24 protein-coding genes and 2 pseudogenes are annotated in these 22,217 nt (G+C 59.8%); 21 read left to right on the forward strand and 5 right to left on the reverse strand.

From position 1 onward, the window contains the following. Position 1 precedes the first annotated feature (1 nt). The 8 genes and pseudogenes from ACILSR_RS26660 to ACILSR_RS26695 all read left to right on the forward strand — a co-directional run bounded on the left by ACILSR_RS26660 (position 2) and on the right by ACILSR_RS26695 (position 6,103). Positions 2-1,696, forward strand: coding sequence for an ABC transporter permease (locus ACILSR_RS26660; protein WP_395752865.1), 1,695 nt, complete (start codon positions 2-4; stop codon positions 1,694-1,696). Further along, on the forward strand, positions 1,693-2,253 hold the full coding sequence (locus ACILSR_RS26665) for a hypothetical protein (RefSeq protein WP_395752866.1): 561 nt from the start codon (positions 1,693-1,695) through the stop codon (positions 2,251-2,253). Before ACILSR_RS26660 ends, ACILSR_RS26665 begins: the two co-directional genes overlap by 4 nt. Positions 2,254-2,276: 23 nt before the next feature. After that, positions 2,277-2,411: pseudogene (locus ACILSR_RS26670) on the forward strand (helix-turn-helix transcriptional regulator); the annotation flags it as partial. 173 nt (positions 2,412-2,584) lie between these two features. Further along, positions 2,585-2,689, forward strand: coding sequence for an EspF repeat-containing protein (locus tag ACILSR_RS26675; RefSeq protein ID WP_395752898.1), 105 nt, complete (start codon positions 2,585-2,587; stop codon positions 2,687-2,689). After that, a pseudogene (locus ACILSR_RS26680) lies at positions 2,673-3,203 on the forward strand (helix-turn-helix transcriptional regulator); the annotation flags it as partial. The gene ACILSR_RS26675 and the pseudogene ACILSR_RS26680, both read left to right, overlap by 17 nt. 112 nt (positions 3,204-3,315) lie before the next feature. Continuing rightward, a complete protein-coding gene (locus tag ACILSR_RS26685; RefSeq protein WP_395752867.1) occupies positions 3,316-3,774 on the forward strand; it encodes a VOC family protein in 459 nt (152 codons plus the stop codon). Between the two features lie 153 nt (positions 3,775-3,927). Beyond that, positions 3,928-5,214: a formylglycine-generating enzyme family protein gene (locus tag ACILSR_RS26690; RefSeq protein ID WP_395752868.1), complete on the forward strand. Its 1,287-nt coding sequence runs from the start codon at positions 3,928-3,930 to the stop codon at positions 5,212-5,214. Positions 5,215-5,320: 106 nt separating this feature from the next. Next, on the forward strand, positions 5,321-6,103 hold the full coding sequence (locus ACILSR_RS26695) for a hypothetical protein (protein ID WP_395752869.1): 783 nt from the start codon (positions 5,321-5,323) through the stop codon (positions 6,101-6,103). A 290-nt stretch (positions 6,104-6,393) separates the two neighbouring features. On the opposite strand, the gene ACILSR_RS26700 is transcribed toward ACILSR_RS26695, so the two are convergent. Beyond that, entirely contained in the window at positions 6,394-7,563 is a 1,170-nt protein-coding gene (locus ACILSR_RS26700) for an NAD(P)/FAD-dependent oxidoreductase (protein WP_395752870.1), read from the reverse strand. Between the two features lie 87 nt (positions 7,564-7,650). Between ACILSR_RS26700 and ACILSR_RS26705 the strand changes: the two genes are divergently transcribed. Then, a complete protein-coding gene (locus tag ACILSR_RS26705) occupies positions 7,651-8,634 on the forward strand; it encodes a tetratricopeptide repeat protein (RefSeq protein ID WP_395752871.1) in 984 nt (327 codons plus the stop codon). Between the two features lie 67 nt (positions 8,635-8,701). Here the strand turns inward: ACILSR_RS26705 and mnmA are convergent, their stop codons facing one another. Then, complete coding sequence (mnmA, locus tag ACILSR_RS26710; protein WP_395752872.1) at positions 8,702-9,787, reverse strand: tRNA 2-thiouridine(34) synthase MnmA; 1,086 nt, start codon at positions 9,785-9,787, stop codon at positions 8,702-8,704. A 166-nt stretch (positions 9,788-9,953) separates the two neighbouring features. On the opposite strand from mnmA, the gene ACILSR_RS26715 reads away from it, so the two are divergent. The 12 genes from ACILSR_RS26715 (at position 9,954) to ACILSR_RS26770 (ending at position 19,266) form a co-directional block, all read left to right on the forward strand. Then, the gene (locus ACILSR_RS26715) at positions 9,954-11,651 is read left to right on the forward strand and encodes an FAD-dependent oxidoreductase (protein WP_395752873.1); all 1,698 of its coding nucleotides are present in this window, start codon (positions 9,954-9,956) and stop codon (positions 11,649-11,651) included. 110 nt (positions 11,652-11,761) lie between these two features. After that, positions 11,762-12,427 (forward strand): gamma subclass chorismate mutase AroQ, encoded by a 666-nt coding sequence (gene aroQ, locus ACILSR_RS26720; protein WP_395752874.1) that lies wholly within the window; start codon positions 11,762-11,764, stop codon positions 12,425-12,427. Between the two features lie 99 nt (positions 12,428-12,526). After that, positions 12,527-12,943 (forward strand): DUF2752 domain-containing protein, encoded by a 417-nt coding sequence (locus ACILSR_RS26725; protein ID WP_395752875.1) that lies wholly within the window; start codon positions 12,527-12,529, stop codon positions 12,941-12,943. Positions 12,944-12,968: 25 nt separating this feature from the next. After that, positions 12,969-13,340 carry a hypothetical protein gene (locus tag ACILSR_RS26730; protein WP_395752876.1) on the forward strand — a complete coding sequence of 124 codons (372 nt, stop codon included), beginning with the start codon at positions 12,969-12,971 and terminating at the stop codon, positions 13,338-13,340. A gap of 118 nt (positions 13,341-13,458) precedes the next feature. Further along, a complete protein-coding gene (locus ACILSR_RS26735) occupies positions 13,459-14,136 on the forward strand; it encodes a hypothetical protein (RefSeq protein ID WP_395752877.1) in 678 nt (225 codons plus the stop codon). Between the two features lie 84 nt (positions 14,137-14,220). Further along, a complete protein-coding gene (locus tag ACILSR_RS26740; RefSeq protein ID WP_395752878.1) occupies positions 14,221-14,778 on the forward strand; it encodes an NUDIX domain-containing protein in 558 nt (185 codons plus the stop codon). 192 nt (positions 14,779-14,970) lie between these two features. Continuing rightward, positions 14,971-15,747: an adenylyl-sulfate kinase gene (locus ACILSR_RS26745; protein WP_395752879.1), complete on the forward strand. Its 777-nt coding sequence runs from the start codon at positions 14,971-14,973 to the stop codon at positions 15,745-15,747. Positions 15,748-15,826: 79 nt separating this feature from the next. Continuing rightward, positions 15,827-16,069 (forward strand): DUF4404 family protein, encoded by a 243-nt coding sequence (locus ACILSR_RS26750; RefSeq protein WP_395752880.1) that lies wholly within the window; start codon positions 15,827-15,829, stop codon positions 16,067-16,069. A 146-nt stretch (positions 16,070-16,215) separates the two neighbouring features. Continuing rightward, entirely contained in the window at positions 16,216-16,704 is a 489-nt protein-coding gene (gene rplI / locus ACILSR_RS26755; RefSeq protein WP_395752881.1) for a 50S ribosomal protein L9, read from the forward strand. A 253-nt stretch (positions 16,705-16,957) separates the two neighbouring features. Then, a complete protein-coding gene (locus ACILSR_RS26760; protein WP_395752882.1) occupies positions 16,958-17,995 on the forward strand; it encodes a Gfo/Idh/MocA family protein in 1,038 nt (345 codons plus the stop codon). 155 nt (positions 17,996-18,150) lie between these two features. Continuing rightward, a complete protein-coding gene (locus ACILSR_RS26765; protein ID WP_395752883.1) occupies positions 18,151-18,663 on the forward strand; it encodes a hypothetical protein in 513 nt (170 codons plus the stop codon). Between the two features lie 126 nt (positions 18,664-18,789). Further along, positions 18,790-19,266: a hypothetical protein gene (locus ACILSR_RS26770; RefSeq protein ID WP_395752884.1), complete on the forward strand. Its 477-nt coding sequence runs from the start codon at positions 18,790-18,792 to the stop codon at positions 19,264-19,266. On the opposite strand, the gene ACILSR_RS26775 is transcribed toward ACILSR_RS26770, so the two are convergent. From ACILSR_RS26775 to ACILSR_RS26785, 3 genes are all read right to left on the reverse strand, one after another. Next, a complete protein-coding gene (locus tag ACILSR_RS26775; RefSeq protein WP_395752885.1) occupies positions 19,197-19,748 on the reverse strand; it encodes a GNAT family N-acyltransferase in 552 nt (183 codons plus the stop codon). The two genes, ACILSR_RS26770 and ACILSR_RS26775, sit on opposite strands and share 70 nt — an antisense overlap. A 106-nt stretch (positions 19,749-19,854) precedes the next feature. Further along, complete coding sequence (locus ACILSR_RS26780) at positions 19,855-21,033, reverse strand: hypothetical protein (protein WP_395752886.1); 1,179 nt, start codon at positions 21,031-21,033, stop codon at positions 19,855-19,857. Continuing rightward, complete coding sequence (locus ACILSR_RS26785; RefSeq protein WP_395752887.1) at positions 21,030-22,214, reverse strand: hypothetical protein; 1,185 nt, start codon at positions 22,212-22,214, stop codon at positions 21,030-21,032. The genes ACILSR_RS26780 and ACILSR_RS26785 overlap by 4 nt, the downstream gene beginning before the upstream one ends. Positions 22,215-22,217: the final 3 nt, after the last annotated feature.

Raw genomic sequence — 22,217 nt, forward strand, 5'->3', positions numbered from 1 at the left:
TATGTCCAAACTCATTTCCTTTCTGATCTTTCTGGCGATGACGGTGTTCTTCGCCTGCTTCTTTGCCTACCCGATCTGGGCGGCGCTGGAGACGGCGTTTCGTGGGGCGGATCATCAGTTCACGCTGGAGTTTGTGTCTGAAGTATTCTTCAATGAACTGTATCGGGAGGGCTTGTGGAATTCATTTGTCATCGCGGTGTGGACCACGCTGGGGGCGCTGTGCCTGGCGCTGCCGCTGGCGGTTTGCTACGTGCGCTTCCAGTTTCCAGGTCGTGCGCTCATGAACTCGCTGGTGCTCATGCCCATGATCCTGCCGCCGTTTGTGGGTGCTATCGGCATCAAGACGATGCTCGGGCAGGCGGGTGCGCTGAACAGTCTTCTTATCAATCTCGGGCTGATGGATGCGGCGCATCCGACGGACTGGCTGGGGCAGCACCGCCTGCTGGGCATCATTGTCATGGAGGTGCTGCATTTGTACCCGATCATTTATCTGAATGCGGCGGCGGCATTGTCGAATCTCGATCCCGCGCTGGAGGAGGCGGCGGCAAACATGGGCTGCAATGCGTGGAGCCGCTTTTGCCGCGTGACGCTGCCGCTCATCATGCCGGGCGTGTTTGCCGGGGGCACCATCGTCTTTGTGTGGGCCTTCACGGAGATGGGTGTGCCGCTGCTGTTTGACTACGACCGCGTCACAGCGGTGCAGATTTTCCGCAGCATCAATGACCTCAGCGGGAACCCCTTCCCCTATGCGCTGGTGGCGGTGATGCTGGTCTTCAGCACGCTGTTTTACCTGGCGGGCAAGCTCTTCTTTGGCAGCGCCAGCTCCGGTGGCGGCGGTCGTGCGACGACCGCGCGGGAAGCCATCTTCCTGCCCGTGGGGCTCGGGTGGCTCTGCACTGCGTTCTTTGCAGGAGTGACCTTTCTGGCAGTACTGCCGCATCTGGGGGTGGTGCTGCTGTCCGTTTCCAACGACTGGTATGGCACTGTGCTGCCGCATTCGTTCACGCTGCAGCATTACCACGATGCGCTGGGGCATGAGCTGACGCTGTCCTCCATTGCGAACAGTCTGAAATACTCCGCGCTGGCCATGGTGGTGGCGCTGGTGCTTGGCATCGGCGTTGCCTATGTGTCCGTGCGCACGCGCATCTGGGGGCGGCAGCTGCTGGACGCCATGGCGATGCTGCCACTGGCAGTTCCTGGTATCGTGATGGCTTTCGGTTATCTGGCCATGACGCGGGAGGGCAGGCCCTTTCACTGGCTCATGCTCGGAGAAGATCCCCTGCTGCTGCTCGTCATCGCCTATGCTGTGCGGCGGCTGCCGTATGTGGTGCGCTCCGCGGCTGCTGGATTTCAGCAGGTCAGCCCCACGCTGGAGGAGGCCGCGCAAAACCTCGGCGCGCGCCCTGAAAAAGCGCTGTGGCGCATCACCCTTCCTCTCGTGGCACCGAATCTCGTCGCCGGTGGCCTGCTCGCCTTTTCCTTCGCCATGCTGGAAGTGAGCGACTCCATGATCCTCGCGCAGCAAGCCGCACACTTCCCCATTACCAAGGCGATTTACTCCCTGGTGCTCTCTCTCGGCACGGGGCCAAATCTGGCCTCCGCCCTGGGCGTGTGGGCCATGCTGTTCCTGGCGGTCACGATTCTTGGCGCCGGGGTGATTTTGGGGAAGAAACTGGGGGCGTTGTTTCGGGGATGAAGCCCAAGCGCCCCGTCAAAATCAAAACCTTTCAGCAGGCCTGCAAGTTTGTCCTGAAGGTGAAAACCTGCCTCATCTTTGGCTCGAAGAAGTCAGATCTTCCCTGCCTGTGGGATGTGGTGGACCTGCCGGGCAGACAACCCGGGCAGCCGGGCTGGGGAGAAAAAGTGGAGGCGGTGTGGGGGTGGAAGAATGAACTGCCGGCACGGTTTCCGGACGAGATCTTTTATGGCAAGCTGCCCGGTGGACTGGCGATGCTGATGTGCGTGGACCATCTGCGGAGCGTGCATTATCCGGCGCATCATCGACCAGTGTCCACATGCAGCCCGCTGGCGCGGCGGGCGTATGATCTGATCCGCACTGAACCATATACCACAACGGAGTTGCGCAAGGCGCTGTCTCCTTCGGGAACCATCAGCAAGAGCAAGGTGGATGGCGCGCTGGTGGAGCTGCAGGTGACGCTGAATATCACGCGCTCGAATGAGCCGGGGCTGAAGCGCGACACCTGGCTGCCCTTTGCCGAGCAGTATCCAGACATTTGCGGAGGTGAGGCATGAATCGGACGGATCGCCTCGTCGCCATGGTGATGCTGCTGCAGTCACGCCGGGTTATCACCGCGGCTCAGTTGGCGGAGCATTTTGAAATCACGGAGCGCACGGTGTACCGGGATCTCGCAGCTCTTGGAGAGGGCGGAGTGCCCATCGTGGGAGAGCCGGGGGTGGGTTACAGTCTGATGAGCGGCTACTGCCTGCCGCCGGTGATGTTTTCGCCGGAGGAGGCTTTTGCTTTCGTTACGGGCGGCTTGCTGGTGGAGCGCATGACGGATGCCTCCATGCGTGAGGCGATCCGCTCCGCCATGGGCAAGGTCACGGCGGTGCTCCCGGCGGGATTGCAGGGCCGCGTGGACCGCCTGCGCAAAACGATGGTGATCGGCGCCCGGCCCCCGACGAAGGGCAGCGTGCCGCTCAGCACTGTGCAGCGTGCCATGGCTGAAGGCCGCGTGCTGCGGCTGGACTACCTCGGCGCAGCGCGTGGGGAACCCACCGAACGTCTGGTGGAGCCGCGCGGGCTGGTGTTTTACATGGATCACTGGCACCTCATCGCCTGGTGTCGGCTGCGCGGAGACATGCGCGACTTCCGCGTGGACCGCATCGTCCGCTGCGAGACGCTGCCGGAAGCAATCTCGCCACACCCGGATTTCAATCTCAGCGAGCACCTCGCACGATGCATCGTGCCGGAGCGCAGTGAATTTGCTGTGATCGAAATCCCCGAACTACTTCTCGAAGGCGTGCGCCGCTTCTGGGGGCCGACCATTGTGGAGGAGGAGGCACTTCCCGGCGGACGCGTGCGCGTGCGCTTTGCCTTCCGCCAAGATGGGCTCGATTACGTGGCCCGCTGGCTCCTGAGCCAGGGGACTGATGCCGAGATCGTCTCGCCTTTGCTGTTGCGGGAAATGGTGGCCACCCTCGCGCTCGCCACGGCGGAGCATCATCGGAAGAAAAAGTAGCCTCGGGCGAAACACCCCTGACATAGGGTTGTCAGGAGGCGGTGCGAATGCTGGCAGGTGATCGCAACTGATTGCGGTCCGAAATCACAAACCACAAGCCAAGACCCACCCCATGAGCCAGACCACCGAACCCACCGTCTCCTTCTCCCTGACCTGCAAAAGCGCCGACGCTGCGCTCGACTTCTACACCCGCGCCTTCGGAGCCGTGGAGCTCTTCCGGCTCTCCCCTGCCCCCGGCGTGGTGCCGCATGCCGAGTTCATGATCGGAAACACTCACATCTATATTTCGGACGAAGCACCTTCCGCCAATGCTCATGCCATCCCGGCGGGTGGCATGGCCCCCTGCGGCTTCACCATCCAGGTGGCGGACTGCGACAAAGCCTTTGAGCGCGCGCTCGCCGCAGGCGGCTCACCGCTGAGCCCCTCGCGGGATCAGTTCTGGGGCAGCCGCACCGCGATGATCCGTGATCCCTTCGGCTACCGATGGACCTTCAGCCAGCACCTCGAAGACGTGCCACCGGACGAGTTGCTCAAGCGCGCCCAGGCGTTCATGAGCCAGGGAGCAAAGTAGCGTGGAAGGTTCCAGGCAGTGGCGGAGATAGGTCCGCCGCTGCCAAAGTCACAGTGGCATGCGAGTTACTGCTTGCCAGCGGCTCTGTGTTCTCTTTACAAAGATTTCCAGATCCCGAGGCGTTTGTGTGCCTCTTACTGCCGCCTTTGACGCATGAAATCTCCAGCCCTTTTCCTCCTCCTCGCCACGCTGTTTTGGGTCACTCTTGCCCGGGCGGAGGTGAAGTCGGTGCCGGAGTTTGACGAACTGATGACGAAGTATGGCAATGACGTGCAGCTCAGCGCAGGGGCCATCTACGATGCGGGCGTGACCGAGCTGAAGGCCAAATATGTCACGGCGCTGGAGCGAGGGCTGAAGGCTGCGCAGGAGGGCGGCAGGCTGGAGGACGCGCTGGCCTTCAAGGAGGAATCCAAAAAGATCTCCACGGGCGGCGAGGTGGCAGCGGAGTCGGAGACGACCTCGGCCGAACTGAAGAAACTGCGGGGCATCTACCATCAAAGCATGGCGCGACTGGAGCAGGACAAGAACAAGGCCACCAATCCAATCATCACAGCCCTGATCGGCTCCCTGGACCGGCTGGTGGTGACGCTGACTAAGGCCGGGCGGCTGGACGAGGCTTTATTTGTGAAGCAGAAAAAGGACAAGCTGGGAGAGGAAACCTCGAAGGCCGAGGTCAAGGCGGCCGAGGCCGCAGCAGCTGCGGTGACTCTCGAAAAAGGCACTTTCACCAACACGATGGGCATGAAGTTTGTCCCGCTGCCAGGGACGGAGGTGCTGATGTGCATCCACCAGACACGCAATGCGGACTACGCAGCCTTCGCCGCCGAAACGCCCAGCATCAAGGCCGCCCCAGTGTATGCTCCGTCGGTGCCGAAGGACCGGTCTGGCGAGCACCCGATCAGAAATGTGCGCCAGATTGACGCTGTGGCTTTCTGCGAGTGGCTGAGCAAAAAGGAGGGCAAGACCTATCGACTGCCCACCGATGAGGAGTGGAGTATCGCCGTCGGCCTCGCTGGCAAGGAGAAGCGCAGCAAGGACTCCACGCCGGAATCCCTCAACAACAAGAATACGACAGATTTCCCCTGGGGCACGGAATGGCCGCCGCCTCAAGGAGCGGGCAATCTGGGCGACACCGCCTGGAAGCAAGAGTTTCCCAAGGAGACGTGCATCGAAGGCTATACGGACGGCTTTCCGGTAACCTCTCCGGTGATGACCTTCAAGCCCAACAAGATGGGACTCTATGACATGGGGACCAATGTGGGCGAGTGGGTCGCTGACTGGTGGAATACCATGGAGAAAGAGCGAGCCTACCGCGGTGCCGGATTCGGCACCAAAGTGAAGGGCGAAGCCTTTTCCTCCAAGAGGGGGCATTTGAGGCCCGACGTGGCTTATGGTAATGCCAACCTCGGCTTTCGCTGCATTTTGGAAACGAAGAAGTAACGCTATGAGGATCATGGGTTCGGGGCATAGGTTATTCACAGTGATCAAATGTAACGTTAATAACGTTTTCTTGACGTAACGGGAGGTTGCCGATGAATATGCGGCCATGAGACGCCCTTGGATCAAGATTGAAACCTGCACACCGGACAAGCCGGAGATCTGCAGCCTGGCCACGCAGCTGAAGCTGGATGAGGACACAGTTGTGGGTAAGCTGGTGAGACTGTGGTCCTGGGCGGAGCTAAATCGCATCCAGCCTAACGATATTGGCGTTACAAAAGAGTTTATCGACAAGCTGGTTGGACGCAAAGGTTTTGCTGCTGCTCTGGCTCAAACGGGATGGTTGGAGGAAACGGAAGGAAAACTTTCGTTTCGTAACTTCAAGCGTCACAACAGCCCCGTGGCCCAGAACAAGGCTCTCACGGCGAAGCGGGTGGCCAGACACCGTCTCCGCAAGTCGGTGGTTAACGAAAAAGATACGTTTGAACCGTTAGCAGGCGAATCTCAGGTTGAACGACCCAAGGCTAAGGGGAAGGTCAAGAAGGGCAAGTCAGTGAAGGAGGTAAAAGTAACGATTGAACCGTTGCCTGATGCGGTGATTGAGGTTGGCGAGGTTGTGGAAAGTGCCACCTATGCTGATAACTCTTCGGACGTGTTTAATCCAGATTCAGCACTGGAAATCAAAGATGATGTCGGGGTGGCAAGTGAGCCGGAGAACGTGGTATCTGTAACGGTAGCTGATGAACCTGCAACCTCTGTGAAAGAAGATGAGACCTTGCCTGTGATCACGCCCCAAGAGGCGCTTGCAGCCCTCCAGGTTGAGGAACCGGCACCCAAGAAAAAACGCTCCAAAGCGACCGCGGAAAGCGACGATCAGCCGATGCTGTTTTAATTGAGGAGCGAAAGGCCTAGTTGGGAACGAATGATGCCGCTCCTTCCTACGAAGTGGCGCCTTGGAAATGCGCCGACGGGCTTATCCCTTTGGTACTTTGAAGATTTCCGAGTTACGTTTTAAGCGTTACGAGCATTGGCTATCTTGTCACTTTGGGAGGTACTATGGCGAGGGTCGGAAGGCAGCGCTGGCTGTGTTAAATATGTATTTAACATTGGTTAATAATGATTTAGAGTTAACCATCCTCACTTTCAGCAGCGGCCTTTGGCAGCAAACCGCCTTGACCCCTGCTACGAGGCTCGTGCACCGTCTGAAGTGCCGGCAGTTTTCTCTCTCCAGCGGTAACGGTGGCTCCACGGATTGGGTTTGTGCTCCACGACATCGGCGATGATCTGGCCCATGACGGGTGTGAACTTGAAGGCATGGCCTGAATCTCCGGCGGCGACAATGAGGCCGGAGTGGGCGGGGTCGTGATCAATCCAGAAGGCACCGTCGAAAGTGTCGCAATACAGGCAGACGCGGGTGGAGTGCAGAGGCGCGGAGGCCAGCGACGGAAAGGTCTCGCGAAGAAAGGCTCGGTAGCGCTCCTCCTCGCCGGGTGGGAGGGCGCGTGCGTCATTCGCATTCACCCGGCGGCCGGGGCCGTGGTTCGCGACCTTGACGAGCCCGGCGGCGTTGGCGGGAAAGCCGTACCAGCCGGTCCGACCGATATCCGCGCCCCAAACTGGAAACTGAGGCGGGGTGAAGGGGCTCGGGTCATCCGGTTTAAAATGGAAGACGGTCTGCGCGGTCGCCCACATGACGTCTTGAATGTGTGGCAGCAGGCTGGGTGTCCAAGCGCCGGCGGCGACGAGGGTGGAATCGGCCTGCCATTTTTGACCGCTGATAGAAGCGACGCCAGTGCAGCGACTGCCTTCGAAAAGCGGGCGTGGCTGGGGAACGTTCTCGTGGATCTGCACCCCGGCGGCACGTGCTTTGGCGGCGAGCCGGGCGATGACGCGGCCGCTTTCCACCCAGCCGCCAACGGGATTTAGATATCCGTCTCGGTAAACGGAGTGGTTCCAAGCTGGGTGCATTTCCCGCAGGGTGTCGGAAGAGGTGCGACGGAGGCTGTAGCCACGCTGAGAAATAAAGGAATGGCTGTCATGTTCAAATCCCTCTTCTTGTAGTGAATGACGCGACATGACAAGGAATCCCGCCTCATGGTAGAGCTCCTCCTTCCAATGAGCGTTCCACTCATGCCAGCGCCGGATGCTGAGTTCACCCATGGCTGTATGTTGTTCATCCTGAGCGTAATCCATGCGAACTACTTTGCTGATATCGGTGGAGGCAGCATCGGGATGCGGCAGCGGACCTTGGTCGATCAGAGTGACCTGCCAGCCGCGCTGGCGGAGTTCCAAGGCGGCCGTGAGGCCGAAGCAGCCGCCGCCGAGAATGACAAGAGTTGAAGATCCGGGCATATTCATATCTTTAACGGGGCTCAAGAGCTTAGACTGGTCACTCAACACCTTAAAATGCCATTCTGGAACAACAGGGATATCAAAATCTTGCTGGCCGCAGTTTCCCTGGCATTGCTGCTGGGGAGGGCTGAGGGGGCGGAAAGTGATCTTGAGGCGCGCCTGACCACACTGCCAGGCTTGAGCCAGGAAGAAAAGCCTCCAAAGGCAACCGCCTTTTCCCTGGGTCTGCGAGCGCTGGAAGCCAAGGACTATGCGGGTGCTCTTGCGCAGTTTGAAAATGCGGTGTCGGAAGCCCGGATCGACGCCACGCCGATCTGCTGGCTGACCGCGCAGTACCAAGTGTGTCACACGCTCAACTTGCTGGGCAAAAGTGCCGAGGCCGTGGTTCGTGCCCGGGAGATGGTGACGGAGTGCGAAGTCTCCCTCGGAGAAGAAGACCCCATCACCAGCGAGGCTTTGTCCCATCTGGCCTTCCTTCTCAAGAACAATGGGCGACTGACTGAAGCCGAGCCGGTGTATGCCCGGAATCTGGCAAGCCTGGTGGAAAAACACGGAGATGACAGTTTTTTCTCTGCCGGCGCCCGCACTCGGCTGGCCGATCTGCTGATGCTGCTGGGCCGAATGGAAGAGGCGGAAAGCCACCACCGGCAGGCACTGGCAGCGGCACAGACCTGCCTGGGCCAGGAGCATACAGATGTCTGCTTTTTCATGACCCATCTGGCCTACTGCCTCCACGTGGTCCGGAAGAAGACTGAAGCCGCCGAGCTGATGGACAAGGCCTTTGCCATTGTGCGAAACAGCGACGCTCTCAAGCTCTCCAATGCAACTTCCCTGCTGCGGCGCCAGGCGGAATTTTTCCGCGACAGCAAGCAGATGGACAAGGCGCGGCTGACGGGACGACTCTGCCTGACGCGACTGGCGGCAGGAGGAGAGAGCAATCGCATCCGTTTCTTTTACTATGACCGGGTCAAAGAACTGTATCACTCCATCCTGGCGGCGGACGGTTTGAAGCCTCAGGAGATTCAGAACCACCTAACAGAAGTCGAGACGCAGGCGCGGGGAGACCGGTAGGGAAAGCAGTTCCGAGCTTTAGCTTCGTTCGGGAAGGTGCGGGGCTCTCCGGGACGAGCTGAAGCTCTTAACTGCTTTGCACCGTCTCAAACACCGCGCCGCCGAGGAGCCGCTCGCCATCGTAGAGGGCGCAGATCTGGCCAGGCGTGAGGGCACGCTGGGGCTGGGTGTATTCCAATTCTGCACGGCCGCCGCCGAGAGGCTTGAAGGTGGCGTCTCCTGCCGGGCAGCGGTAGCGGGGCTGGGCTTGCAGCAGACGTTCCTCCGTCAAAGGAGCGCCTGTGGTGGAGATGGAATACAGGGTGGCCCTGCGTGCCCAGAGCAGCGGGGTGTCCGGGTTTTCAATGGCGACGACGAGTTCGTTGGTGGCCGGACGTTTGGCCACCACGACGTAGGCCTGCTTGTGGATGGGGCTGGCCACGCCGTGGCCCTTGCGCTGGCCCAGGGTGTAGAGGTGAAGGCCGCGGTGCTCGCCCATCACCTTCCCCTCCAGATTCACGATGGGGCCGGGATTGTCAGGCACGAAGGTACGGAGGAAATCCTCCATCTTCACCTGACCAATGAAGCAGATGCCCTGGCTGTCCTTTTTCTCAGCTGTTTTCAATCCAAACTCGCGCGCCTTTTCCCGCAGCTCAGGCTTGAGCAAATGCCCGATGGGAAACTGGGCGATGCGGACCTGATGCGGCTGCATCATGGCGAGGAAGTAGGTCTGGTCTTTGTTGGGGTCAGCACCACGCAGGACGTGCCCGTCCTCCTTTCGTGCATAATGCCCCGTCGCGATGGCCTCGAATCCATGCTCCTGGGCCCAGTCCCAGAGGACGCCGAATTTCATCTCTCGGTTGCACATCACATCGGGGTTGGGGGTGATGCCGGCCTGGTAGCCTTCGAGCAGGTACTTCACAACCTTTTCGCGGTATTCGGTCATGAGATTGACCACGCGGAACGGGATGCCGAGCTGCTTTGCCACGGCTTCGGCATCGGTGATGTCCTCCTCCCAGGGGCAGTGGCCGATGATGTTCTCCTCGTTGATCCAGTTTTTCATGTACACACCGGAAACGTCGTGGCCGGCGCGCACGAGCTCGGCGGCGGCGACGCTGCTGTCCACGCCACCGGACATGGCCACGAGGATTTTCTGGGGGGTAACGGGGTTCAAGGTGAAAGGATAACGAAGAGAGCGCCTATCTGGGTCCGTGCAAGCGGGGGACTATGGGAAAAGTAGTCATGAGCTTTAGCTCGTTCTGGGAAACGCCGCGCACCCTCAGAAGCCAGAACGAGCTAAAGCTCTTGACTACCTTGCGCTGCCCAGAAGGATTCACCCCATGACTGCCGAAGAAAAGGACGAGCTCTTTTATCGCGACACGGAGAGCATTGCGTTTCCGAAGTTGGATGACCATCAGCTGGCGCAGCTGGAGTCGCTGGGGACGAGGCACCAAGTCCGTGCGGGGGAGATCGTGGTGAAGGCGGGGCAGCGGGAGTTTCCCATGGCCCTGGTGATCAGCGGGGAGCTGGAGGTCTATGAGCTTCGTGACGGAGTGGAGCAGATCTTGGCGAACCCCGGACCGCGGGATTTTCTCGGGGAGGTTTCCATGCTCACGGGCACTTCGGCGATCGCCAGTTATCGGGGCAAGGCGGAGGTGTCCGAGGTGCTGCTGGTGCCTGCGGAAAAGCTGAGGTGGGCGCTGGCGGAACTCCCCGGCGTGGGCGAGCCGCTCGTACAGGCCTTCATGATGCGGAGGGAGCGCCTTCTGCGGGACAAGGAATTCGCGGGGCTGCGCATCCTGGCGAGTCCGCGTTGCAGCCATGGGCATCGCATCGACGATTTCCTGGACAAGAATCATGTGGTGCATCGCCTCATCGATGCCACCACCGCCGAGGGGTTGGCGATCTGTGAGCTGCATGGGCTCACGCCGGAAGGGCTGCCGGTGTTGATCGCGAGTGATGGCTCGATCACGCCTGATCCGACGATCTTGGACGTGGCCCGCATCGCAGGGCTGCTGCGGCCGCTTTCGACGGAGCAGGATCCGGAGTTGCTGTGCGATCTGGCGATTGTCGGCGCGGGTCCGGCCGGGCTGGCGGCAGCGGTGAATGCGGCCTCGGAGGGGTTGGAGACCGTGGTGTTGGAAAGCTTTGCGCCGGGCGGCCAGGCGGGATCGTCTTCCCTGATCGAGAATTTCTTCAGCTATCCGACCGGGATCAGCGGCGGGGCTTTGACCAGTCGCGCACAGCTTCAGGCACATCGGTTCGGAGCGAAATTTTCCACGCCATCGCGGGCACTGACGCTCTCGTTTACCGAAGGCGGGCACGGGGCGGAACTGCGGATCGAGGGCAGCGAGACGGTGCTGAGGTCAAAATGCGTCATTCTCTCCACAGGGGCGCAGTACAACCTGATCGAAGCCGAGGGGCGCGAGAAATTTGAGAGCATGGGCGTGTATTACGCCGCAACGAAGATGGAGTCCAAATTCTGCAAGGACAACACCATCATCGTGGTGGGTGCGGGGAACTCCGCCGGACAGGCGGCGATGTTTATGTCCGAGGTGGCCCGCAAGGTTATCATGGTTATTCGGGGCGGGGACCTGACGAAGAGCATGTCCAGCTACCTGTCCAACCGAGTGACGGCGAGGGCGAACATCGAGATCCTTTATCATACGCAGGTGCGGAAGATGATGGGAGACGAGAGGCTGAAGGCGGTGGAAATCCTCAACTCAAAGACGGGAGAAGTGCGTACGGTGGAAACGGCGGCGGTGTTTTCCATGATCGGAGCCAGGCCCTGCACGGAGTGGCTGCCGCCCGAGATCTGGCGGGACGAGAAGGGCTTTATCAAAACGGGGCAGGCCGTGGCGGATGCGCCTGCGTGGAAAGATGCAGGGCGCCTGCCTTATCCGTTTGAGACGAGCATGCCGGGTGTGTTTGCCGCGGGCGATGTGCGGTCTGGCTCGGTCAAGCGCTGCAGTGCGGCCGTCGGCGAGGGCAGCATGGCGATCGAGAACGTGCATCAGGTGCTGGGGACGTATAGCTAGAAGGAGTGCTGAGCTTTAGGTGGTTCTAGAAGCGAAGAACCGCTCCCCCAGAAGCCGAAGCGAGCTAAAGCTCTGGACTACTTTGGCGGCAGGGCGCTTAATAACGGCCCATGAATTTTGTCTCCTCGTCCCGCCTGCTGGGGGCCTTTGCGCTGGCCCTGGTGTTCTCAAACTGCGCCGGAATGGGAGGATCTCGCTCGGCCCTGCCAAGGCTCATGGTGCAGAGGCTGGACTGGATGGATGACGTGGCGCTGGCCAAGAGCGTGAAAAAAATGCCCATCCATGATCCGAAGCGCGAGGCTGAGCTGCTGGCTGCCATGACGCAACGCGGAGTCGCTGCCGGGTTGCAGGCCGAAAACGTGCGCCGCTTTTTCAGCGGGCAGATGGAGGCTGCCAAAGTGGTGCAGGAGGAGTGGCTGCAGCGGCATCCCCACGGACTGACCTCCTACGTGATGGTGCCGGATCTCTCCAAAACGATCCGCCCTGCCCTGGATGAGATTGGAAACAAGCTGATCCAACAGCTCGCTCTGCAAGCGCGGAGGCAGAGTTCACAGGAAGAGGCCCTGCAGATTCTGTCCCGAGCACGAAAGCGCCTGAAGCGTGCCGGTTACTCCGATGCAGTCATTGCTCCGGCCATCGAGGGGTTGCAGGCGGGACTGACCTTGGTGCCTTGTGATGCGGAGCCCCTGAAACCTGGTGGCAATGCGCCACCCAAGGGTGGTTATCCTTTTCGCTTTTCCGCATTGACTGGCAAGAAAGATATTCAGCCTCAATGAACTAAGACCCCTACGAGCATGCGACTGGTGAAAGTTTTGACCAAGCCCTGGCTGGCGCGGCTGATGCGGCAGCGGGGGCTGTGCCGTGCTCTGCTGGTCGTGGCCGTGCTGCTGTCGTTTGCAGCGTGGATGCAGTGGCCCCTGTGGCCGTGCACTTTTGCAGAGGCCACCGGGCTGCCCTGCCCCGGCTGCGGGCTGACGCGTGCCACTTCCGCCCTGTTTCACGGCGAGTGGCGCGCTTCGTGGCAGTTTCATCCCTTTGCGGGCGGCTTTTTGCTCGGAGGAATTTTCGTGATTGCGGCCGCTCTGCTGCCGTCAGAGAGGGTTGAAACGCTGGCTGCCACGGTGGAAGGCATCGAAAGACGCACTAAACTCCCTGCGATCTTTTTGGTGGCAGTGCTCTGTTTTGGCTTGCTGCGGATGCTAGGATTCTGGTATCAGCCTGAAGTAGGGAATTTTTCGGGCCGCTTTCTAAAGGGGCCTGTGAGTTCCAAGACTCAACACACAGGACAATAACCAACGCACCCCAAACTGCCACCTTATGGAACCTCTCGCACAACCACCCGCCGCCGCAGGCGCCAGCATCGCCATGCTGGCAGGCTTCGGCATCATTTGCCTTGTCAGCTTTATCTGCTGGATCAAGGTGCTGATAGCCCTGTTTAAGAAAGAAGGCGCCGGTCTCGGCATTCTGGGACTTTTTTGCAGCATCTATCTTTACATCTGGGGCTGGCTCAAAAGCAGGGAACTGGGGCTGAAGTCCACCATGGTTTGGTGGACGCTTTGCATCGTGGCCAGCTTGGGCCTCTGGGTTTTCGCCGCCGCATCCTTGGTTAACGACCCCAACTTCAAAAAAGGCTGGGAAGACGGCCAGCGCCAGATCCGCGAACAGCAGCGGATGCAGCAGCCGAACTGATCGGAATACATCAGCAGCTTAGTTTACGCAGACGCCATCCCTGTTCGCGGGGATGGCGTTTTGCTTGGGCGTGCAGAACCCCGGCTTGATCTTTGCCTGCGCTGCATTCAGATGAGGGATGGAAGAAAAGATTCAGAAAGTCCCCACTGGCGAATTCCACTCCGGCTACGGCTGCATCATCATGAGTGCCGTCATCGGGGTGTTTGGCTTCATAGTCTGGTGGGGATACTACACACTGAACACGATGAACGCGGCCATCGACGAGTTTACGCAAAAGACTCCGGCACAGCTGCCGGCGATCAGCCCCGTGCCTGACCTCCAGCAGAGGCTCAAGGAATTTACCGACAAGGCCAATGGCGGCGTACCGGCCACACTGAAGCTCTCAGCCGCGGATCTCAATGCCCTGATCCTGATGGCTCCCTCCGAGGCCAACGGCAGCTACAAGGACATGCTGCGGATCAAATCCTTCAACGCCGAGAAGCAGGTGATCACCACGGATGCCAGCATGCCGATGAACACCAAAAGCTTCACGGACGGCAGCAAGCGCTACCTGGTGGGCGAGATCGATTTTGCCTTGGAAATGACCGAGGTGGGACCGGATGCGAAACCCGCGGCGATCCGCGTGCCGGGCAAGACGGTGCTGGAGGAAATGGTCAAAGGCATGGCCATGTATGGCTACCTCGGCCCTTACCAGAATGACGCGGTGACCGGTCCCGTTTTGAAGATGATCAAGAAGGTCAAGATCGAGGCGGACGGGGTGGTGGTGAGCACGGTGACTGAGGAAGCAAAGAAGTAAGGGGTCTGCGATCGAGGACGATTTTGCTTCGCTGGCAGATCTTGACTTCTTTGACCGTTCCTTGACCTCTTGGCGATATCCTTCATGACTTCCCTTCCCCAGCATCCCAACCCCTGGCAGACTGTTTCCACCCGTGAGACTTACGCGAATCCGTGGATCCGTGTGCGGGAGGATCAAGTGATCAAGCCGACGGGCGGGCCGGGTATTTATGGGGTGGTGGAGTACAAGAACATCGCCGTCGGGGTGGTGCCGATCGATGCGGAAGGTTACACCTGGCTGGTGGGTCAGTGGCGGTACTGCCATGGGCGCTACGAATGGGAAATCCCCGAGGGAGGCTGCCCGGCTGGAGAATCTCCAGCGGAGACCGCCCGGCGTGAACTGAAGGAAGAGACGGGCATCACTGCGGCGAACATTGAGCCCCTGCTGAGCGGCATCCAGCTTTCCAATTCTACCAGCAACGAGGTGTGCGATATCTTTGTAGCAACGGGTCTGACTCATGGCGAGGCACAGCCGGAGGACACGGAGCAGCTCGAGGTGCTGCGCCTCCCGCTCCGCGAAGCTGTGGAGATGGCCCGCGACGGCCGCATCCGAGACAGTGTCAGCGTGCTGGCCCTGCTGGCAGTGGCTGGACGTGCCGTGTGACCGTGGAAGATCCGAAAGGACCCCGAGTCCCGCGCCCTGGCTGTGCAAGCAACCCGGACATGAGGGCGTAATGTACACTTGGCGTCATAGTGTCCTCCAAAATGAGGACGGCTCGTCGCTGGATTGAAGCTTGCCAGCAGGGACGCTTATGGATACTCAACAGGCTTATAAAAGTCTAAAGGTTGCCTTTGAATGACGTCCGCCACCCCTCCTCGAATCTATTGGTTGTTTGGTCCACCCGAGGCTGGCAGGTCCCAACTGGCGAAGGCACTCCAAACCCACCTCCGCGCCCGCGGCTGTCCGGCCACCTACCTGAACGGAGGTGAATTGAGCGCAGGCCTCTGCCGGGATCTGGGATCCTCCGAGGCAGACCAGCTCGAAAAGGTGCGCCGGGGCGCCTACCTGGCGGAGTCCCATGCGGCCGGAGGAAATGCGGTGATATGCTCCTTCCTCACTCCACAGCACAAGCACCGCGAGATGGTGCGGAAGATATTGGGAGATCGCGTCTGCATGATCTATGTCCGCTGCACTCTCAAAGGGTGCAAAACCTGCCCGGGCAAGAGGCAGAGGGCTTCGCGCTCCGATGAAGGCACGAGTTTCGAAGTGCCTGCGGAGGCTGATGCTGTGATCTCCGCGCACAGCAGAGCGGCCATCACGGCACTCCTGGCCCTGTGCAAGATCACGTCCTCGGACACCGCAGCCTCGGGAAGCAAAGGACCGGGGGCCAAGTCTTCCGGACATGCCGCCGACAAAAAAGAGCTTTCGGCCCGTGAAAGCGAGGTGCTGGGTTTGCTGATCAAGGGCCTGCGCCACAAAGAGGTGGCAGAGCGTCTGGGCATCTCCACGACGACGGTCCGCACCCACATCGAGCGTGCCTGCCGCAAGCTCTCCGCCAGTTCCCGAACTGAAGCGGTGGCCCGTTTTGCGGCGATGGGGCAGAAGCTGCCCAAGGACGACGGCAAACGCTGAGCGTGCAAGCCTGCCGGCTCATTTTTCCATGACGCAAAAGCCTTGTCGTCGCCACAGCCGAGTGTCAGAGTAAGAACGCATGAACATCGAACAACTGCAGCAACTGAAGGCAATGGTGGAAGAAGCGGGCGATCTGCCTGAGTCGGCGAAGGCCAGGCTGCTGGAAATACTGGTCCAGCAGGAGGTCGAAGTGGAGTCTTCGGAGGTGGAGGGAGATCAAGCACAGCTGCTCTCTTCCGTGGAGGAATTTGAGGCCGCGCATCCGGAAGCGACGAGTTTCATGGGACGGCTGGCCACGACCCTGGCGAACATGGGCATCTAAAGCTTCGGGATGTGGCGGATAATTCCGGTCTGAAGGGTTGGACTGGCCGGGAAATCCCTCCGTCCCCTAAAAGAACTGTAATCCGTCTTTGACAGAACTTAGGAGGCGTGTAGTATCGCGCCCCCTTTCCCCAGAGGAACGTCGCCATGCCAAACACACAAGTCATTCTCAAAGAACAAATCAAGGGCCTCGGAGCCGAAGCTGATGTCGTCAGCGTGAAGCGCGGTTTTGCGCGCAACTTCCTGCTCCCCCAGGGCAAGGCCTATGAAGCCACCAAGGGCAACCTTCGCCACACCGAACGCCTCAAAGCCGTGCGCGCCGAGCGTGAAGCCAAGGAAGTGGCCGAAGCTGAAAAGATCGCGTCCAAGCTGAAGAAGGTGAAGCTCAAGCTTACCCTTTCCACAGGCCAGGGCGGCAAGGCTTTCGGTTCCATCACCACCATCGACATCGCCAAGGCTCTTTCCGAAGAGTCCAAGATCGAGATCGACCGCCACATGATCGTGCTGGAGAAGCCGATCAAGAGCACCGGCAACTTCGAAGTCGTCGTCAAGCTCGGCCACGAGATCACCGCGACCATCAAGCTGGCCGTCTCCGCCGCCGGCGAAGCCGCTCCTGCGGAAGAAGCCGCTGAATAAGCGTCTGAGTCCCCGAAGCCTTAACCATTCTGCAAAGCCGCGTGATGAGCGCGGCTTTGTTGTTTTTGGGAAAGCAGTCCAGAGCTTTAGCTCGTTCCGGGAAGACCTCGAGCATACGCACGCTGACCTGAGCGAGCTAAAGCTCAGTGCTACATTAGTCCCTGCCTAAAAACACACGAAAGAGACACTTCCGTACCGGGTATTGATATTGACAATCATGCGTCCGGTTTGGAGCATGGCAGCACTCAACACCATGAAGAAATACAACGTCGGAATCATCGGATACGGCTGGGCCGCCAGCGCGCACATTGACGCCATCAATAAAACGAAGCAGGGGCAGGTCACAGCGATCTATTCCTCCCGCAAGCTGGACGATGCCGAACTGAGCGCGAAGCACGGCACGCCGATCAAGAGCTACCAGAGCCTGGATGAAATGCTGGCCAATCCCGACGTGCATGTGGTGGACATCTCCAGCTACCCGAGCCAGCACCGGGACCAGGCAGTGAAAGCCGCCAATGCCAAGAAACACATCATTCTCGAAAAGCCGATGGCAAACTCGCTGCAGGAAGTGCGCGAGATCGTGGCTGCGGCCAAGGCCAATGGCGTGAAGGGCTGCGTGTGCTTCGAGTGCCGTTTCTCGAACCAGTTTCAGGTGACCAAGGCGCTGATCGATGAAGGCCTGCTGGGCAGCCTGCATTACGGTGAAGTGGACTACTACCACGGCATCGGCCCCTGGTACGGACAGTTCCGCTGGAACACTGGCAAAAAGGACGGCGGCAGCGCGCTGCTGACCGCCGGCTGCCACGCCTTGGACGCCCTGCTCATGGTCATGGGTGGCGAAGTGGAGAGCGTGACGAGTTTCTCCACCAAGACGAAAAGCGACATTTTCAAGCCCTACGAGTACGACACCACCAGCGTGACGCTGATCCACTTCAAAAATGGCGCGGTAGGAAAGTCCGCCGCCGTGGTGGACTGCCTGCAGCCCTACTATTTCCACACCCACCTGTGCGGCAGCCAGGGCAGCCTGCTGGACGACAAGTTTCACTCGATGAAACTGCACACGGACAAGCACGCGTGGAGCAAGCTCTCCATGAAGATGCTGGACTCCGGTGATGTGAGCGACCACCCTTACGAGACGCAGTTCCAGGCCTTCTTTGATGCCCTGGACGAAGGCAAGGACATGCCGCTGACAAGCTTCCCCGAAGCTCTCCGCAGCTTCGAAGTCATCTTCGCCTCAGACAAGAGCGCCGAACAGGGCGGCAAGCCGGTGCGCATCGCAGATCTCGACTAAAATTCCCTGCCCAAGGCATGGATTACGGTCGTTCACAGCGGTGGTATTGAGCACGGCAAGGAAATCGGCGCAGGTGCTTATCAGGGATTTTCCTGATAGGTGCCAGGCCGATCGAGCAGTGGTTGCATAGTGCGGCAGTTGTGGTGGAGTTGCGCATGAGCACAACCACACTGCTGTCGTCCTGCAAAGCCGGACTGTTTCTTGCCGCCGCCGTGTTAACACTCTCCAGCTGCGATCCCTATATGGGCTATGGCGGAGGATACGGAGGTGGGTATGGCGGAGGCTATGGCTATCCATCGAGCCTTTCGTCATTCATTCCCGTCGGGAATTCGTACAATTACTCGTACTATCCGCGCTACGGAGCCTACTACCACCGCCCCACCCAGCAGTACCATTATCTGAATGGGAACAACTGGATGTCAGGACCGCGCCTGCCGAACTACTCGCATTCGACGATCCAGGCTTCGCACTCCGTGCCGTTTAACTTCAACAGTCATCCTTCGAATTACCATTCTCAGGTCAGCAACGCCTTCCCCCACACCTGGACTCCTCCAAGCGGTGGCGGCAGCAGCGGGCACCAGTGGAGCGGCAGCAGCAGCAACAGCAGCTATCACGGTGGCGGCTGGTCCGGCAGCGGCGGCTGGAATGGCCACCGCAGCTTCCGCTAAGGAGGTGCGATCCTCTGCCGGATTCACAAAAGCTCTCCATCCCCTTCTGCAAACGCCTGCCTCGTCTTGGGGCGGGCGTTTGCCTTTCCACCGGTGGCGCCAGGTAGGCTGCAGCCTCTATATTTCATGGACACGAATGCCAGATGTGAGATACAAAAGCTGGCGATGAAGAAACTTTCGCTCATCCTGCTCGGCGTGCCGCTGTTTCTCATGAGCGGACTTGGCTACGTCTTGATCGCAAACAAGCTCGTGCGCGATCGGGAGCCGTGGTTTACGCTGTGCCTCGTCTGCGGACTGGCCACCACTGTGGCGCTGCTGGCTTGGTGCACGGGCACTACGTTGGTGATTGGTCTGGGCGTGTTTGCCGGGGCAGTCTTTCTCTATCTGGGCATGTGCCTGCTGTTTGGCAAAGACAGCCGCATCGAGATGCTGGTGCCAGCCCACGTTTTGGCCATCCTGTCAATGATGGCCATCCCGGTCTACACGAGTGTCAGGAAAAAAGCTCTGCGCACTACAGCTGCAGTGTCCAGCCACTACCAGACCATGACTTCTTCTTCCTTCTCCTCCACAGCGGCGGGCGGCGCTGGTTTGACGAAATCGTAAATGATAGGAATGCTCATCAGCCCGGTGCGGCGGTCATCAAAGTAGTCAGAGTAAAACGGCCTGCCAAAAACGCGAAAGCCCAGCAGTTTGTACAATGGCAGAAGGCGGGTGCCGGACTTGGTGACCACGTGCGCTGCATGGTGCTGCTTGGCGTAGTCCTGCATGGCTGCGGCCAGCTTCATCAGCGGCATGCCGGTGATGCTTTTACTGGCGCAGCCGCGGGAGACTTCCATGATGAGACCATCCGAGGGATAGACGAGATCCTGCGCATCTGACTCGCTCTGCAGCTCCAATTTGGGCACTTCATCGCTGCGCAGCACACGCACCACCCCAGTGATCTCCCCCTTGGAGTTAAAGAGTCCGAAATGATGGGCCACCTCGTCAAATTCGTCGATGTCACGCAGCAGGCCGCTCGTGTACACCTCGCGCCGCAGGCGGGCGATGGTGTCGCGGTGCTCGTGGAACGAAATCGGTTGAATCATGGATTTGGAGAGAACGACGGATGCAATTCTAAGGACACAGCATGGGAGGCAAAGCAACGAAATCCGACTAAATAAAGGTTAAGAGCCCTTGGCGGACGAATACGGTTCAGCCGAGTGAGCAGATGCCCCCGGCTCCAGCACGTTCAGCTTCCTCAATGGAGATGCAGCGCAACTCTGGCAGGCCATCAAAACCCTCAGGAATTCTGCCGGGCAGAAGGACACGGAGGCGGTGGAGGCCACGAATGCGCAGGGCACGCACCTCCCGCAGTACCGACTCCGCAGTGACCGGGAGATGGGCTGGATAGGCCCAGAGCGCCGAGAAGCCGCCGCCTTGCTCGTGGTGAATGAACGCCGTGTGTCCAAAGAGCTCGGCCACGGCACCGTCCAGGCGGTTCCAGCGCAGGAACAGAGAATGATTGCCGGAAAGGAGGCCGTCATGGGCGGAGAGGCCGTCCAGCCATTTGCTTTTGTAGCGCAGCACGCCGTCCTGCAGAACAGGCTGGCTTCCGCCCAAGAGGATGCGCGTGCAGCCCAGCGCCTTGGCATGTGTGATGGATAGTACGTACAGGGCGGCCAGCCCTCCCCTGCGAAGAATATCCTGGCGCCCGTCCAGCACACCCGTCACCAAGGGAACCAGGGTCCTGCCCTGTCTGGCCAGAAGATCTCCAGCGATCTTCTTCCCTCCCTCCGTGATCCAGAGAATCCAGCCGAAGCGAAAGGACAGCCGCAGCATCCAGCGCGGGGCACTGGGCAGCTTCGCCGTATGGCGTGCTGCAAGGTAGGGGGTGTGGAAGTGATCGTAAAAGGTGTCGAAGTCCTCCGGCACCTGGGAGAGATGGCTTTTGTAACCCCGTTTTTTCACACGGCGGAAGTCTGACTCTCCCTTCCAGGACTCGCGTCCGAGCACTTGGGGATCCTGCGGGACGGCCATCCAGCAGGAGACAAGGGGCGGCACGGCCAGGTAGTCTGAATCCAGAAACAAGCGTGCAGATATGAGATCAAGCCCCACCAGCGTGAGATCCGCCGCCGGCTGCTGGAGGTGCAGATGCCTCCGCAGACGCCAAACGGGAACATGAACGATGCTTTGCACCTCCGGCTCCTCGGCAAACCACCGCTGGGAGACATACTTGCTCCACTGCTGCCGGCCTGCCGCCAGCAGCGTGACCTTGCGGCCGGAACCGCGTGCCACACCGTGCATCATGCGCACGGTCACACGCCAACCCAGGAAGGGCAGCAGCAGGCGCATGCCCCAGCGAAGTAATGCCTTGGCGAAGGACACCATCATGCTCGTTTTTTTCCACGCAGATAGGAGGTCAGCCCTTCTGGGCCGCCCGTGTTTACCACCGGCAACGGTATGAGATGCACCTCCGAAGGGCAGACGAAATCCACCGGCACTCCACCGGGCAGCAGTATGTGGAAACTGTGCAGTCCGTGCGTCTTGAGCCTCTTGTATTGGCGCTCCAGGTTTTCCGCCGTCAGCGGCTCTGAGTGGGGAAAAGCCCACAGCGCGGAGAAGCCGCCCATGTCATGATGAAACAGCGAGGTGTGGCTGAAAAAATCTGCCACCGGGCCCGCCAACTGATTCCAGTCCAGCAGCAGGATGCAGTTGCCGCCAAGAATGCTGTCATTCAGAGTGATGTCTGTGGCCCATTTGTTTTTGTAGCGAAACACACCGTCATGCGGAGAGGGTTCGTTCCCACCCATGTGGATCCGCGTGCAGCCCAGTGCCCGAGCCTTCTCAATGCTGTAAACGTAGGTGGCGGACAGCACGCCTTCAACAAGGAGGTCTGCGCGCCCATCCATGACACCATTCACCATTCGATAGTAATCTTTGCCTCTGACGATCTCGATGCTAGCTGCCAGGAGTTCGCCATTTCGCGTGATCCACATCAGCATGCCTGATTTAAAAATCAGCCGTATGCGCGCGCGCGCGCCCACCACCGCAAGAGAGCCGTGGCGGCGGGAGACGTGGGGCTTGTAGAATCTGTCGTAAAACAGATCAAAGTCTTCTTCATCCCGGCTGAAGTGAGCGTCCAGCTTGCGAATGCGGACACGGCGTATGTCAGCCGCACAATTCTTGCGCTGGCGTGCGAAGGCCTTCATGTCCTTTGGCACTTCCATCAAGCTGCCCACGGACATGGGCACGGCAAGGTAGCGCCGGCGCAAAAAAACGCGCGAGGAGACACGATCGATGCCAATGACGGTGAGAGCTGCCTGCGCACGCCAGTCCCCCAGCAGGCGCTCCAGCCGCCAAACGGGCACCGTCACGGTGCGCACCACGGCGGGCTCTGAAGCGAAGAAGCGCTCCCGTATAAAGTCGTAGCCCCAGCCCGCGCCGAGCAGATGCACTTCCCGCCCGGAGGCGCGGTCCGGACCACGCAGAAGCACCACTGGCACCCGCCATCTGGAAAAGGGCAGCATGATGCGCATCAGCCAGCGCATCCAGGTTTGAAGAATCAGCGCCATTCA

This window comes from Prosthecobacter sp., from assembly GCF_044222565.1.
Classification (GTDB): domain Bacteria; phylum Verrucomicrobiota; class Verrucomicrobiia; order Verrucomicrobiales; family Verrucomicrobiaceae; genus Prosthecobacter.